The organism is Dokdonella fugitiva, from assembly GCF_014138265.1.
In the GTDB taxonomy this organism is placed as follows: domain Bacteria; phylum Pseudomonadota; class Gammaproteobacteria; order Xanthomonadales; family Rhodanobacteraceae; genus Dokdonella_A; species Dokdonella_A fugitiva_A.
The window spans coordinates 19,602-33,888 of record NZ_JACGXL010000009.1 but is presented as its reverse complement, the minus strand read 5'-3'; the positions used below and the strand labels follow the sequence as shown (position 1 = coordinate 33,888).

10 protein-coding genes are annotated in these 14,287 nt (G+C 71.6%); all 10 read right to left on the bottom strand.

Annotation, left to right across the window (positions count from 1 at the left end; all coding sequences use genetic code 11):
* Positions 1-9: 9 nt before the first annotated feature.
* The 10 genes from FHW12_RS20805 to FHW12_RS21120 are packed head-to-tail and all read right to left on the bottom strand — an operon-like array spanning position 10 to position 14,118.
* Entirely contained in the window at positions 10-2,313 is a 2,304-nt protein-coding gene (locus FHW12_RS20805) for a hypothetical protein (protein WP_182532998.1), read from the bottom strand.
* A 3-nt stretch (positions 2,314-2,316) separates the two neighbouring features.
* On the bottom strand, positions 2,317-5,373 hold the full coding sequence (locus FHW12_RS20800; protein ID WP_182532997.1) for a putative baseplate assembly protein: 3,057 nt from the start codon (positions 5,371-5,373) through the stop codon (positions 2,317-2,319).
* Complete coding sequence (locus FHW12_RS20795) at positions 5,370-8,102, bottom strand: putative baseplate assembly protein (RefSeq protein WP_182532996.1); 2,733 nt, start codon at positions 8,100-8,102, stop codon at positions 5,370-5,372. The genes FHW12_RS20800 and FHW12_RS20795 overlap by 4 nt, the downstream gene beginning before the upstream one ends.
* Positions 8,099-8,458, bottom strand: a complete 360-nt coding sequence (locus tag FHW12_RS20790) for a GPW/gp25 family protein (RefSeq protein WP_182532995.1) — start codon at positions 8,456-8,458, stop codon at positions 8,099-8,101. Before FHW12_RS20790 ends, FHW12_RS20795 begins: the two co-directional genes overlap by 4 nt.
* A gap of 7 nt (positions 8,459-8,465) precedes the next feature.
* Positions 8,466-8,792 carry a hypothetical protein gene (locus tag FHW12_RS20785; protein ID WP_182532994.1) on the bottom strand — a complete coding sequence of 109 codons (327 nt, stop codon included), beginning with the start codon at positions 8,790-8,792 and terminating at the stop codon, positions 8,466-8,468.
* Positions 8,793-8,800: 8 nt separating this feature from the next.
* Positions 8,801-9,433, bottom strand: a complete 633-nt coding sequence (locus tag FHW12_RS20780) for a phage baseplate assembly protein V (protein ID WP_182532993.1) — start codon at positions 9,431-9,433, stop codon at positions 8,801-8,803.
* A gap of 25 nt (positions 9,434-9,458) precedes the next feature.
* On the bottom strand, positions 9,459-10,577 hold the full coding sequence (locus FHW12_RS20775; RefSeq protein WP_182532992.1) for a hypothetical protein: 1,119 nt from the start codon (positions 10,575-10,577) through the stop codon (positions 9,459-9,461).
* Positions 10,570-10,956, bottom strand: coding sequence for a LysM domain-containing protein (locus FHW12_RS20770; RefSeq protein WP_220484592.1), 387 nt, complete (start codon positions 10,954-10,956; stop codon positions 10,570-10,572). The genes FHW12_RS20775 and FHW12_RS20770 overlap by 8 nt, the downstream gene beginning before the upstream one ends.
* Complete coding sequence (locus FHW12_RS20765) at positions 10,953-11,624, bottom strand: hypothetical protein (RefSeq protein WP_182532991.1); 672 nt, start codon at positions 11,622-11,624, stop codon at positions 10,953-10,955. The genes FHW12_RS20770 and FHW12_RS20765 overlap by 4 nt, the downstream gene beginning before the upstream one ends.
* Positions 11,625-11,640: 16 nt before the next feature.
* Positions 11,641-14,118, bottom strand: coding sequence for a DUF4157 domain-containing protein (locus tag FHW12_RS21120; RefSeq protein ID WP_220484591.1), 2,478 nt, complete (start codon positions 14,116-14,118; stop codon positions 11,641-11,643).
* Positions 14,119-14,287 lie beyond the last annotated feature (169 nt).

The following is a 14,287-nucleotide window of genomic DNA, read 5'->3' as shown; positions in this document are numbered from 1 at the left end:
GATCTGCTCCTAGCTCGCAAGGATGAGGCCGGCGCCCGCGCCGGCCGGACTGTATTCGACGAGCCGCGCGGCGAGGTTGGCGAGGCGCTGCGGTTCGTACAGGTCGTGGAACGCGCCCATCGCGCCTTCGTCCGACGCGCCTTTCGCGATCTCGTCGCAGCAGGCGTCGTCGAGGCGCGCGTAGTCGGGCGTGCCGTAGCGTTCGCTCATGAACGCGGGCGCGATCGCGCGCAGCACGGCGGCGCGTTTCGCCGCGTCGTGGCCGGCGGCTTCGAGCGCGAGGTCGGGCTGGCAATGGAAGCGGCGCGGCGTGCGCGAGCCGTACGGCGCCCAGCAGAAGCGCATGCAGCCTCGCTGGCGCCGCAACGTGCGCACGCGTCCGTCGAAGATCGAGTCCTCGGCTAGCGCGATCGCGTGGACTTGGGTTTCGCCGACGACCGTGCAGCGCACGATGCGTGCTTCGACGTGGGCGACCGCTTCTTCCGGCGCGCCGATCGCGACGCGCTCGCGACCGGTCGCATCGACGATGCTGTCGCAGAGGTTCAGCACGGGCGCCTCGCCGTGCGCGCCGACGATCGCGATCGGGCCGACGATGCTGTGCTCGATGCGCAGCGCCGCGCGCGAGCCGGAGAGCGTGATGCTCGGTTCGCCCGGTCGCCGCGGGTCGCAGTCGCAATGCAGCGACCAGCCGGGCACGAGCGTGCAGTGGCGGATCACGACCTCGCACAGGTCGTCGTCCGCGGCCACGCCGTCGCCCGTCGGCGGCGCGACTTCGATGCCGCGCCCGGCGACGAGCAGGCCGTCGAGGATCACGCGACTGCCGCGCCGCCCGGCGAGCGTGATGCCGTCGGCCTGGCTCGCGCGGTAGTCGAGCAGCCGCAGGATCGGTCGCGTGCGGTCGGCCGCGCGGATCTGGATCGCTTCGCCCGCTTCGAGTTGCATCTCGATGCGACCGTCGTAGATGCCGCTCGCGACGAGCTCGACGATCAACGCGCGCGGGCGCTGGCGGCGTCCCTCGTCCGCCGCATCGTCCGGCGACATGCCGGCGTCGAGCGCGCGTTGCACGGCCGCGGCGACCGCAGCGTCCTTCGCCTGCGTCCACGCCTGCAGCGCATCGTCGATGCTCGCGTGGTGCTGCGGCGACAGCGGCTTCGATGGCGCCGGGTCGTCGGGCTGTGCGGCGTGCACGTAGTAGCGCACCGCATCGTCGAGCAGCGGCGTGCAGCGCGCGTACTCGCCGCCGCCGAGGTCGGCGGCGAAACCGTAGCGGTAGTCGCACCAGACGCCGCGGCGCGGACGCTGGTCCGCCGGGAACATCAGGCGGCCGCGCTGCACGTCGATCGCGACGTGGTCGCGCGGCACGTGCGCCTTCCAGCGGCCGAGATCGGCCGGGATCACGCGCTCGCGCGGCACCGGCACGCCCTGCCCCTTCGCCGGCCAGTCCGGCGCGTGCACGAGCACGCTGCGACCTTCGCCGTAGCACGCGGCCGATGCTTCGCCGTAGCGCGCATCGTCGCCGCGCACGGCGAACCGATGATGGCGCAGCGGCACGGGCAAGTTCTCCTCGTGCGCGATGTGCGTCGGCTCGGTCTCGGCGACGACGCGCTGGTACAGCGCCGTGTCGTTGCCGAGCGCACTGAACGTGAAGCAATGCGCGCCGCGTTCCTCGAGGCAGTAGGCGGGCGTGCGCGTTACGCCGTAGCTGCGCAGGCGGAACACGAACAGGCCGACCGCGGGAATCGAGTAGCGCCCCCGCCGTTGCGTGCTGCCGAGCCGGCGTACGTCGACGCTGCGCGCGAACGGATCGAACGCGCCGCCGAGCTGCTCGAACGGACCGGGCCGGCGCAGGTCGGCGGTGCGGCCGCGCTGCGGATGGACGTGGTCGAGGTGCTGCATCCAGCCGAGCAGGCGGTAGAACTCGACCGCGCGCGCGGGCCAGTCGGCGGCGTCGCGCGCGAGGTCCTCGAGCAGCGACAGCGTGCCCTTGCGGCGGCGCGCGGCGATCGTGTTGGCGACGTCGCGGCGCGGCGCGAGCACGCGACCGAGGCGGCGCGCCGGCCGGCCGAGGTCGCCGAGCGTCGCCGCTTCCGGCAGCAGGGTGTAGCCGAGCAGGTCGCCGATGTACGGCACCACCCAGTCGTCGCAGGTTTCGATGAACCAGTTGTCGTACAGCCTCGCGATGTCCGCGTCGATCACCTGCGCCTGCGCTTCGAGCACGCGCAGGAAGTCGCGCAGCGGATGGCCGGCGTCGGCATCGCGCGAGCGATGGAACGCGGGCAGCAGCTGGTAGAGCGTGTCGAGACCGTTGTCCAAGGGTCACCTCGCGGAAGGCAGCAGGTTCAGCACGAGCGTCTCGGCGACACTCGGCACGAGGTAGGCAAGCTGCGCCGGGCGCAGGCTGCGCGAGCCGTCGGCGGCGCTTTCGTCGCGCGCGTGGCGCGCGGCGACGAACGCGTGCGGCTGGTCGGCCGCGGCGAGCGCGGCGAGGCGCTGCTGCAGGCGCTGCGGATCGCGCAGGTCGAGCTCGTCGATGCCGTCGAAAAGGTCGACGTCGGCGTAGACGACGCCGCGCACGCGCTGCAGTTCGGCCACCACCTCGCTGAGGTAGGCGCGCCGGCCGAGCGCACGGCGTTCGAAGGCGAAGCGGTGCAGCAGCGCCGCACGCAGTTGCGGTTGCACGACCTTCCAGTCGTAGTCGGGATCGAGCGCGATGTTCGCGCCGACGACGAGTGCGACGAGCTCACGCGACACGACCTCGACGCGCAGCTGCGGATCGCCGTAGCGGCGCAGCGCGGTCGCGAGCGCCTGGTACAGGTCCGAATCCTCGTCGATCGGCGCGTCGTCGCCGCCGGCGATCGTCACGACCACGCGGTCGCCGACGCGATCGGCGGCGGCCTGGCCGATGCCGGCGAACGCGCGCGCGAAGTCGGCGTAGTCCGGCAGCGAGACGAGGCGGTCCAGTGCCATCACCGCGATCGGCGCGTTGCGCCGGATCGCCTCGATGCCGTCGCGGTCGGCGCCGCCCGACGCGCGCAACGGATTGACCACGTCGCGCACGCCGCTCGGTTTGCTCGCGAGCAGGCTGACCTGGCCCGCCTTCACGTTGCCGTCGCGGCCGATGCCGCTGCGGTAGGCCGCGCGCAGGTTCTCGCTGCCGCTCGGCACGCGCGCGGCGCGACTGCCGAAGATCACCGTGCTGTTGCCTTCGTCGTCCTGGCGCACGCTGTAGACGCGCTCGCCGGGCGCGGCGAACGCAGGCTGCGCGGTCTCGTGCCAGCGCACGTCGTTGACGCGCACTTCGAGCGTGGTGGCGACGCCCTGCGGCGTCGCCGCGGCGACGTAGGTGAGCGGCGCCTGCTTCAGCGCGAAGCGCTGGATCGGCTTGCGTGCGTCGCCGCTGCCGAGCACTTCGCCGCGCGTCTCGCCGTGCGTCGCGCGGGCGACGTTGCCGTAGACCGCGAGCTCGTCGTCGTAGGCGTAGGCATAGCGCAGCGACTGCGCGAGCTGCAGCGTCGTGTGCGTGTAGTCGCCGGGAACGGCCGGATCGTGCGCCTGCGCGACGCCGACGACGAGCGCGAGTTCGCCGCCATGGATGCCGGGCACCGGCTTGCCGTCGAGATCGAGCACGTCGCGGCGCTCGCCGCCGACGATGATCCAGCGCCCCGGCTTGAGCCCGTCGTAGAGTTCGTCGAGCTCGATCGACGCGCCGGCGAGCGGCGTCGCCGACGGCGTGCGCGCGAGTTGCAGGCGTTCGCCCTGCGCGAACACGAGCATGCGGTCGAACTGCTGCGCCTGCGCGGTGCGCACGAGCGCGCCCGAGTACGCGTCCGGCGCGACGAGCGCGAGCTGCGTGGTCGCGGCGGTGACGCCGCGCTCGGAGTACGTGACCGTCTTCGCCGCCTCGACGCGCAGCGGAATGCTGCGCGTGTCGACCTGCGCGACCGCCCAGCTGCCGGCGAGCACGCCCGAATAGACGTTGTCGAGATGGATCACCGCGCGTGGCGAACCCTGGGTCGCGGCCAGCGCCACGATGCCCGGTCCTGCCGGCGGTTGCGGCGCGTTGTAGGCGAACAGCGGCGCGGCGATGCGCAGTGCGTACAGGCCGTCGAGCGTCGCCGCGGTCGCGCTGACCGGCAGGTTGCGCCAGGCGGGATAGAGCACGTCGCGCAGGCGTGGTGCGAAGCGGCTCATGAGCTGCGGCACCGCGTCGCCGCCCGCCGCGAGCAGGGTCACCGGCGACAGCGCCGGCAGTCGCGGCACGACCGCGCGATGGTCGAGCACGCCGATCACGTCGGTGATCGCGCTTGCCGTCGGCGGTGGCGGATCGGCGTCGTCGGGTGCGTCAGTCGCATCCGCGATCATGTCGTGCAGCTTCGCCGCGGCGACGAACAACGAATGGAACACGCCGGCCGGCGGCGCATCGGGGAGGTTGCGATCGAGCCGCACGAACAGTTCGCCGACGTCGGCGTCGAGCAGCGCGCTGCGCAGCGCGACGACGACCTCGCGCACCCACGCCGGCGGCGTCGCGGGGGCGCCCGGCGCCTTCAGCGCATCGTGCGCCGCAGCGCCCGTCGCGACGAGCTGCGCGGCGACCGCGCGCATCGCCGCATTGCGCGCGAACGCGGTCGGCTGCAGGCGCACGTTGAGGCGGTCGTGCGTGGGCGCGAAGTCGGATTCCGCACTCGCGACCGTGCGCACGATCTGCAGGCCGGCGCTGCGCGTGTAGTCGAACAGGACGCGTTCGCCCGGGCCTAACCGCGTCGCCGCGCCCGCGAGCACGAGCCCGCCGCGCAGCAGCGCGTCCGCCGGCGCGATCTGCTCGATCCGTCCCGAACGCACCTGCAGGCGGTTCCATTCCGGTCGCGCGAGCAGTTCGTCGCTCGTCTCGAACGACTGCATCTTCTCGCCCGGGCCGGGCACGCTCTGCGCGCGCGAGCCGGCGAGGATGCGCACCGGCTCGGCCTTGTCGTCGAGCGTATAGGCGAGGTGCACGCTCGCGGCGACGCCGGGCCGCGGCTCGTAGCCGACGAGGCGCGCGAGTTCGGCGAGCGAGAGCCGCTCGGTCGCGGTGCGCAGGTAGCCCTCGTTGGCGATGCGCTCCTGGTAGAACGACAGCACGTCGACGGTCATCGCCCACGCGTCGAGCAACGCGATCGAAGCGTCGTCGTCCTCGCGCGTGCGCAGGCCGCCGAGCGCGGGCAGCGCAGCCGAACTCAGCTGTGCCTGCATCGTCGCGCGGAAGTCGCCCCAGCGGCCGACGCGGTAATCGATCGCAACGAGGCCGGGCCGGTTGTACAGCGGCAGCGGTGTGCCCGCACGCGGGCCGCAGCCGCAGGCGCAGGCGTGCTGCCCGCAGGATGCACAGCAGCTCATCGGCCACCTCCCATCACGAAGCGGATGCTGCCGCGGTCGGGGTAATCCGCATCGCCGTCGACCTGCGCGATCTCGCGCGCGGCGAGCACGAGCACGCCGGCAGCGACCGCGTCGCTGGCGTCGACCGGATCCATGCGCGCGAGCCCGACGACCTCGGCGTGCGCGACGCCGGTGACCGACTGCACCTCGGCGACGATGCGGCTCGCGTACACCGCTTCGCCGAGGCGAAGGCGGTCGGGATGGAACCACGCGCGCGCGCCGTCGCGGCGCAGGCCGGAGCCGAAGCGGTCGCGCAGTTCCGCCTCGACGTGGGCGACGAGGAAATCGGGCTGCACGCACACCGCGACGGTGATCGCGAGCGGTACGTAGCGCGCGCCGTCGACGGCGAGGTCGTGGCCGATGCGGCGGAAGCGATGCAGGTCGCGCGCGATGCGCGTGGCGAGCGCGGGATCGAGCCGCTCCGTGTCCAGCGGATCGACGACGACGTTCGCCTCGTACCAGCTGCCGGTCCACTCGAACGCGCAACCCGCGCCTTGCAGGCCAGGCGTGCGGCGCGCGAGCGCGGCGTAGTCGTCGGGCGTGATTGCGCGGCGCAGCTCGGCGCGGAACGCACCGGGAGCGTACAGCTTCGCGTCGGCGATCGTCTCCGGTGCGCAGCCACCCTGCGCCGGCAGCGGATTGCGTGGCGTCAGGCGCGCGCCCGACGGAGCGCCGTCGCGCAGCACGAGCCAGACGATGCTGTCGCGGCCGACGTTGCCGATCGTGCCGTTGCCGATACGCAGGCGCGCGCGGAAGAACTCGCCCGCCTGCGGCGCGCGGCCGAGCGTGCCGTCGCCGAAGCGCAGTTGCACGCCGCCGTCGTCGTCGATCTCGGCGACGACGTCGCGCGCATCCGGTTCGCTCGCGAGCAGGTCCTGACGCGCCTGCCAGCGCCACGTCGCGTCGGGCGCGCCGGCGACGAGGATCTGTTCGAGCGGGCCGCCGTACACGGCGAGCTGCGGCAGCGCCGCGCGCGGATCCTGCGGCGCGAGGCGGCACGCGGGCACGCCCGGCTCGAGCGGCACCGCGAACGTGAGCGGCGCGCCGCGCAGTCGGCGCGTGCGCGCGCCCGGTCGTTGCATGATGTCGCCGACGCCGTCCTCGCAGCCGCAACAGCCATGGCCGGCTTCGCCGTCGACGAGCCAGCACTCTTCGCCAAGGTTCGCGCAACGCTCGCACGCGTCGGGCATCGCGGCGAGCGAGCGCGCGATGCCCGGCGGCAGCACGACCGAACCCGGCGGCGCGCAGAGCGGTGCGCAATCGCATTCGCCGCGCAGGGTTTCGCCGTGATCGACGAGCACGACGTTGCCGCGCGCGAGCGCGACGTCGTGCACGCGCGTGCATCCGGGCGCAGGCAGGCGCACAGACAGGCAGAGGTCGAACGGCAGCGCGTCGCAGGCGTCCCATTCCACTTCGAGCAGGTCGACGCCGTAGAGCGCATCGACGCCCGGCTCGACGCGCGTGAGGCGCACGACGTGGCGGTGCGCCGGATCGGCGTCGGCCGGGTTGCCGGTCTGGCTGCCGCGGACCTCCTCGAACACGAGCAGGTCGCCGGCGGCGAGCTGCAGCGGACGCGATGGCGCGGCAGCGGCGTTCGGCACCGCGCCCACGGGTGTCGGCGGCGGCGTGTCGCGCGCATCGACGAGCGTCGCGCGCGTCGTGCCGCGCGGCAGGCAGCAGATGTCGTCGCCCCAGGTATGGATGCGGATCGCGGCGTGCGCCGCGACGACGTGCAGCGTGTCGACGCCGGCGGCGAGCGGCATCGGCTCGAACACGAGCGCGCCGCGCGCGCGCATCGCGTCGAGGCGCGCGGTGTCGAGCGTGCCCGGCACGGCGAGCGGTTCGTCCGGCGGCGGCACGACGAAGCGAAGGTCGGCGAGCGCGAGATCGAGCTCGTCCGTGCCGTCGAGCGCGAGCGTGACGAACGCGCGTGCGTTGCAACCCTCGTGCAGGCGATAGTCGACGAGGCGGGCGTGGCGTCGTACCGAGATGCGCCGGTGCGCGGTGTCGAGGTAGGCCTCGGTCGCGACCGCGTCCTGGAAGTAGCTGAGTCGGTCAGCGCGATAGGCGAGCAGCTCGACCAGCGTGACGCCGAGATCGGGCACGTGGCGCTCGCGCCATTGCGGCATCGTCTGCGCGAGGCGGTCGAGGATGAGCTTGCGGAAACTCGCGTAGTCCTTGGCAAGGTAGTCGATCGGCGGCGTCGGCTCGGTGTCCCGACACGGCGGGGCGGGCGCGACGCAATCGGGCTGCTCGCCGCAGTCGAGCCGCACGCGGAACTCGGCGCAGGCGTAGCGTGGATCGAAGCCCGCGAGCGCGCGCCAGGCGTCGGGATCGGCCGGCGAATCCGCCTCGACGAGGCACAGGCAGTACGGCGAATGGTCGCCGGCGCGGTCGAGCACGACGCGCAGGCAGGCGTCGTCGTGCATGTCGTCGGCTTCGTCGACGTCGACCTCGAGCGCGACGAGGCCCTGCACGCGACGGCCGCCGCGCACGCGCACGTTGGCGACGCCGAGGCCTTCGGGCACACCGGCGAACAGGTGCACGCACAGCGTGCGCATGTCGGCGCCGACCTCGATGTAGTCGATGCCGTTGAGGTTGGCGCCGGCATGCAGCGTCGCGCGGCGGCGCTGCTCGCCGCACGCGGGCAGCGCGTCGCAGCCGATGCGCGCGATCGTCGATTCGCTCATGGCACGCTCCGCACGAAGCTGTCGTTGCGCAGTTCGCCGCTCGCGCGCACGCGATAGGCGAGTTCGACGCGCAGTTCGGCGTCCTGCGCCGCGACGTCGATCGCGACGATGTCGATGACGTCGCCGAGCCATTGCACCAGCGAGGCCTGCAGGCCGAACTTGAGCGTCGCCGCGAGCTCGGGGCTGTTCGGCGCGAACACGAGCTGCATGAGGCCGCTGCCGAACTCGGGGCGGTTGACGCGTTCGCCCGGGCTCGTGAACAGCAGTTGCTCGATCATGTCGCGCACGTGGTCGTCGAGCCCGGTGCTCGCGGTGCGACCGTCGTTGCCGAAGCGGAACGGATAGTCGATGTCCATGCGGCCCTCACATCGCGAACACGCGCGTCTGGCTCGGCGGCGTCACCATCGGTGCCGGCGTCGGCGTGCCGAGCGACGGCGACGGCGTCATCGCGAGCGCGAGCGGCTGCCCCATCGACAGCACGCGGGTCGCGCCGGCGAGGAACTTCGCGGCGGTGCACTGCCCACCGCTCACGACGGGATTGAGGCAACCCGCGATCAGGTACGGCGCGGTGATCAGCACGCTCGCTTGCGCCATCACGATCACGCGCGGATTCGGCGCCGACGTGGTCGCCTTGCCGGTGAGGTGCGTGCAGGTGCACGGGGAAGCGACGGTGAGCAGGAAACCGGGCATGCGACACCTCATTTCACGAGCAGTGCGCCGTTGTTGACGTTGACCACGCCCGCGCCCGGCGGCAGCGTCAGGTTGAGGCTGGTCAACGGGCTCTGGATGTTGATGCCGGCGGGGCCGACCGCGATAAACGTCTGCGGGCCCGCGCTGAGCAGGATGCCGCCCTGCGGCAGCAGCGGCGGCACCGGCGTGTCGCTGATCACGATCGCCTTCTGGCCGAGCGATTCGAGCGTGATCACGGGCACGCCGGGCGTGGTGATCTTGGCCTGGTTCGGCGTCTCGGCGAGGCTGCCCCACCAGCAGCCGACCCAGATCGGATAATCGGGATCGCCCTGCTCGAACTCGACCCACACGCCTGCGCCGATCGGCGGCGCGACGTACATGCCGGTGAGCATGCCGCCGGACGGCAGGCACGGCAGCGCCCAGGTCGAGAAGTTCGGGCCATACACGTCGGGCACCTGCACCTGCAGGCGGCCGCTGCGCATCGGGTCGACGTTCTGCAGCACCGTGCCGCGGTACTTGCCGTAGTAGTGGCGTACGCCGGAGCGGCTGCCCGCGTCGTCGTCGTCGGGTGACGGCGGCGAGAACATGCCCGACATGTCCTCGACGTAGCCCAGATCCTGCATCGTCTTGCGCTTGGCCATGTGCTTGGCTCCTCCGTGTCGTGTGTCAGCCGCCGGTCCACGGCATGAATGCGTTGCGCGCGAGCGTGAAGCTCTGCTTGAATTCGCCCGGCTTGATCTGGTGCGTGACGCTCTTGACGTAATGCCAGCCGTCGTGCGGCAGGCCCGCGCCACGCACCTCGACGAGCTGGCGCGCCTGCAGCAGCTGGCCGTAGCGCACGACGTCGAGCGAGCCGGAGCCGCTGACCACGTCGGCGGTGCGCGCGGCGCGCGCGATCGCGATGAGCGCGGCCTGGATCGGCGTGAATTTGGCGAGCCCGGTCATCGGCTCGATGCGCAGCGGTACCGGCATGCGCGGACCGAGCGGCGGACTGATCGGATTGACGTCCGGCACCGGGATCGGGATCGGGATGTGCGTTTCCTTGAGCAGGATCAGGATCACGTTCAAGGTCTTGGCGAAGCCGTCGAAGCTGAAGCTCATCGACTCGACGTTGCTGTGCGCGTCGGAATTGACGACGAGCGCGGCCTGCGGCACGCCGACGCGGATCTCCGGTCCCCAGTACGCGATGTTCATGCCGGGTAGCGGCCCCGGCTGCAGGTAGAACACGTAGCCGACGCGCTGCGCGAGCAGGTTGAGGTACTGCAGGTCGGTACCGCGGTGGCCGGGGATCGTGTCGGTCGGCAGCGGCACGTCGATCATGATGCTCGGCACGATCGCCGGCACGATGCCGTACATCGCGTACTTGGCGAGGATCAGCGCGACGCGCGCCTCGGCCGGCATCGCCGGATACTTGATGAGCCAGCTGAAGTCGATGAGGTCGAGCATGCGGCTGAGGTCTTCGCCGGTCACGGTCAGCTTCGACTGGCCCGGCTCGTTGCTCGGCGCGAGATCGTGGCGCGTGATGACGCCGTCCATGAGCACGTTCGGCGAGCCGTTCACCATCGCGACGATGACGACGCGACGCGGCGGGTCGAAGTAGCCCTGTTCGAGCAGCGCGCCGACGCCCGGCGCGCCCTTGCCGACGCCGAACACGAGCTGGAAGCCGCTGCGTTCGCCCGCCTGCGACGTCACCTGCGCACTCTGCAGCGCATCGACGAGCGCCTGCGGCACCGGCTCGGGCAACAGCGCGCCGATCAGCAGCGTGAGCTGGATGCCGTCAAGCATCGCCCGCTCCCGGCACGCCTTCCGGCAAGGTGATGCGCAGCGCGAGGCCGACCTGCTCGAGGTCGTCGGGGCGCAGAGCCCGGTTCGCGTCGCAGATGCGCCAGAACTGTTCGGGGTCGCCGATCTCGCGCGCGGCGACGAGGTCGAGGCGCTCGTGCTCGACTACCGCGTGCAGGCGCACGAGCGCGAGGCGATCGGGATCGGGCGAGAAACGGCGCGCGAGGCAGGCACGGTCTTCGCCGCTCGCGTCGGTGACGATCTTCACGGGCACGTTGTAGTAGCGGCTCGTGACCGGGAACGGGCGCACGCGCAGCGCGTCGAGCCCGAGCAGCAATTGCGCCGGATCCACCCCGAGCTGGTACTGCATCGCATCGATCATGGCAGCTTCTCCAGGCCGAACGCGCCGAGAGCACCGTCGGCCGATTGCGCGGCGAGCACCTGCTTCGCGGCGAGATGGGCGAGGTAGAGCGCGCTGCCGCGGTGCTCGTAGCCGAGGTCGTTCACGCTGAGCACGCGCATGCCGAGGCTGACCTTGGCGCGGATCGGATTGAGCTCGGTGTCGAACGCTTCCTCGGTGATCGAGAACTCGGTCACGCGCACCGGCACGATGCGGCTGCGGCTCCACACGAACACGGTGAGCGGGGCCTGCATCGGCACGATCTCGACCGCGCCGGCGATCGACAGCGCGAGGTTGTTGAGCAACTGCCCCGACGTCGGGTAGACCATCAGCTCCAGTGCGGCGAGCTGCGGATGGATGCCGTTCTGCACGGCGATCGCGTGGCTGTCGGGATCCTCGAGCTGGTCGGTCGCGTCGATCTCCGCTTCGAGCTTGATCGTCTCGACCGGCGGACCCTTGAGGCGCAGCGCTTCGGAACGCTCGCCCCCTTCGCCGCTCGTCGCCTGCACCTGCAGCGATCGGTGCAACTGGTCGGGGTTGTACTGCAGCACGATGATCCTGCGCTGCGTTCCGGTGACCGGATCGAGCAGCACGAGGCCCGCCTTGAGGATCTGCGGGGAGGCGGGGAAACCGGTGTCGGGCGCAGGCATGGCATCGATCCGTCGGTCAGAAGCGCGGCGGCCGCCCGGCCGCGTCGTAAGTCGCGAGTTCGCTGCTCAAGCTCGGGAATGGCGACTTCCGCAACCAGGCGAGCAACACGGTTTCGTCCTTCGTCAACGCGTGTCCGTTGCGTTCGGCGAACATCAACGCCTTGCCGATGCGGGCAAGCGGCTGCACGGGGACGCCGGTGGGCGCGGTCAACAGCGCCTCGCGTTGCATCGGCAGGTTCGGTCCCGGGCGCAGGCCGATGCGCGGGCTGCTGACGATCGCGTCGATGATCGCCGCCATCGCGGTTCCGGCCCGGTCGAGCTGCGGCAACGCCGCGTCGACGGCGCGCATGCGCGTCGCGGGCGCCTGCGCGAACGTCGCCATCAGTTGCTCCAGCTGCGCGTGTGACGCCTGCGCCGCGGCATCGAAACGCGTCATCGCGTCGTAGTAGCCCTTGTACGCCTCGTGGGTGCGCTCCCCCGCCGGGCGGGTATTGCCCGGCGGCGGCTTGCCCGCATCGAGCGCGAGCCGCGCACCGGTTTCGTAGCTCTGCCACAGGCGCGCGCGGAACGCCGCATCGGACAGATCGATGCCGAGCTGCTGGCTGCTGCCGGCCGCGCTGACGCCGAACGGATGTCCCATCACGCCGGCGTACGTGGTGGCGACGCTGCCGACGGGATTGCCGGTGCGTGGACCGATGATCTGGTCGTTGCTGACGACGTAGTGCTCGTGCGTGGTGTCGTCGTGGACGACGAGCATGAAGTGCTCGAGCGTGTTGAACAGCTGCAGGTGGACCGGCACCTGCGGCTTGGCCGCGCGCGCGCTGCGATAGACCTCGTACGCCACCGTCACGGCGTAGACGCCGCAGTCGCGTACCACGCGTCCCAGCAAGTCCTCGGGGAACGGCCGGTTCAGGTACGACGTGCCGAAGTCGTCGATGTTGTAGCCGGTGTGCACGGTGAAGTTCTGCAGGTATCGCTCGATCAGGCGCAACAGCGAGCAGAGTGCGTTGGAGCAACCGGCGGTCGGCTGTCGCTGGAACACGGCGAGCATCTCGCTCCACACGGCGTAGCGCGTGGCGTCGTCGTTCATGTCGATCCGGCGGCTGCCGAAGCGCCGGCGGATCTCCGGGTGCGCCAGCAATTGGGTGAGGAAATCCTCCTGGCCGCCGACGCGCGCGAAGACGTCGTCCATCGACGCACTGTAGGTCGGATGCGTGCCGAGCTCGTCGGGCAGCGGCTCGCCCGGGAGAGGCGTGACGAACTCGTCCGGACCGCGCGCGCCGTGCAGGTCGTAGCCGGGGCCGCGTCGGCGATCGTCCCCCAAGGTCGCTTCCATCGTCACGCCGCGCTGCGCGTCGCCGTCGCCTGAGATGAGGTAACGGTCGCGGATGCGCTGGCGCAGCCGCGCACCGAGCATGGCGAAGCGCGTCGCGTCGAGCGTCAGCCCTTTCGCGGTCGCCTCGCGCTCGCGCACGCTGTAGAACGCGAGGATCTTGCGCATGTCGGCGAGCAGGCCGCCGATCTGCGAGTAGGTAATGATGCGGGCGATCGGCACGTCGAACGCACGGCTGCCCGGCGCGGCGGAACGGCGCTGGGTCTGCATCAGGTCGTTCAATGAACGTATCCGCGCATCCGACAGCATGAGGTACTGGATCTGCAGCATCAGGTAGGCGACGCCGAGCAACTCGAACGCCATCGTGTGGTCGTTCGCCGCCACGCTCGTCTCCGCCTCGGCGATCAGGTCCTGCGCACTCGAGCGATCGAACCATCCGGCGGCCTTGGCGGCAGCCGGCTTGTCCGCCACGAAACGGATCCACCAGACCGTCTCCAGATGCCCGAGCGCCTGCAGCGCCAGCGCGCGAAGCCCGCGCGCGAGCAGCCAATGCACGAGGTCACCGGCGTGCGCGATCACGTCGTCGCCCATCAGGCTGCCGACGATCGCGGGCGCGAGCGCCTCGGCCTCGCGATCGCGGCCGGCCTGGCGCAGGTCTTCGAAGCGATTCCACAGCTCCTTGAACGATTCGAACGGCGGCACCACGGGCGCCGGCGCGTTGTTGCCCTGCTTCGACGCAGGACCGTCGCGCTGTATCAGCGGCTCGGCCACCCTCGCCACGCGCGCTCGGCCGCCCCGCGTGACCAGCGCAGCGGCACGATGCGCCTCGACTTCCGCCTGCGATGCCGCTGCCCCTACGCCCAGCACGCGCACGTGTGCGTCACGAAGATGTGATTGCTGCACGACATGTGCGAGTTCGTGCGCGAGCAGGTGCAGGCCGTCGCCACTCTCGGGACGATGGCGTCCTGCACCGAACACGATGTGGCGGCCTGCGGTGAACGCGTTCGCGTCCAGTGCCTGCGCCGCGGCTGCGGCCGTCGCGTCGGTGTGCAGGCGCACGCCGGAAAAATCGTGGTCGAATCGCCGTCCGAACGCGTCCGCGAGCGGCGCATCCAGCGGCACGCCGGGCGTCGCCAGGACGTCGCGCGCTTCGCGCGGCATGGCCGGCGATGGATGCGAGCGAGCGATCCCACGCTGCGCGGTGCCGCCCATGGCGCAGCGTTCGCAGTGCTGCCCGGTCTCCTCGCACGCGCACGGACGCGCGATCGAGGCGCGCCGCATTCCCTGCACGGCCGCGACGGCGCCCTTCGATGCGGCGTGCGCATTCACG

Excerpts from the sequence above, each read along its gene's own strand:
- FHW12_RS20800 (WP_182532997.1), bottom strand. The coding sequence starts at position 5,373 with ATGAGCTGCTGTGCATCCTGCGGGCAGCACGCCTGCGCCTGCGGCTGC.
- FHW12_RS20795 (WP_182532996.1), bottom strand. The coding sequence starts at position 8,102 with ATGAGCGAATCGACGATCGCGCGCATCGGCTGCGACGCGCTGCCCGCG.
- FHW12_RS20790 (WP_182532995.1), bottom strand. The coding sequence starts at position 8,458 with ATGGACATCGACTATCCGTTCCGCTTCGGCAACGACGGTCGCACCGCG.
- FHW12_RS20785 (WP_182532994.1), bottom strand. The coding sequence starts at position 8,792 with ATGCCCGGTTTCCTGCTCACCGTCGCTTCCCCGTGCACCTGCACGCAC.
- FHW12_RS20780 (WP_182532993.1), bottom strand. The coding sequence starts at position 9,433 with ATGGCCAAGCGCAAGACGATGCAGGATCTGGGCTACGTCGAGGACATG.
- FHW12_RS20775 (WP_182532992.1), bottom strand. The coding sequence starts at position 10,577 with ATGCTTGACGGCATCCAGCTCACGCTGCTGATCGGCGCGCTGTTGCCC.
- FHW12_RS20770 (WP_220484592.1), bottom strand. The coding sequence starts at position 10,956 with ATGATCGATGCGATGCAGTACCAGCTCGGGGTGGATCCGGCGCAATTG.
- FHW12_RS20765 (WP_182532991.1), bottom strand. The coding sequence starts at position 11,624 with ATGCCTGCGCCCGACACCGGTTTCCCCGCCTCCCCGCAGATCCTCAAG.
- FHW12_RS21120 (WP_220484591.1), bottom strand. The coding sequence starts at position 14,118 with ATGCCGCGCGAAGCGCGCGACGTCCTGGCGACGCCCGGCGTGCCGCTG.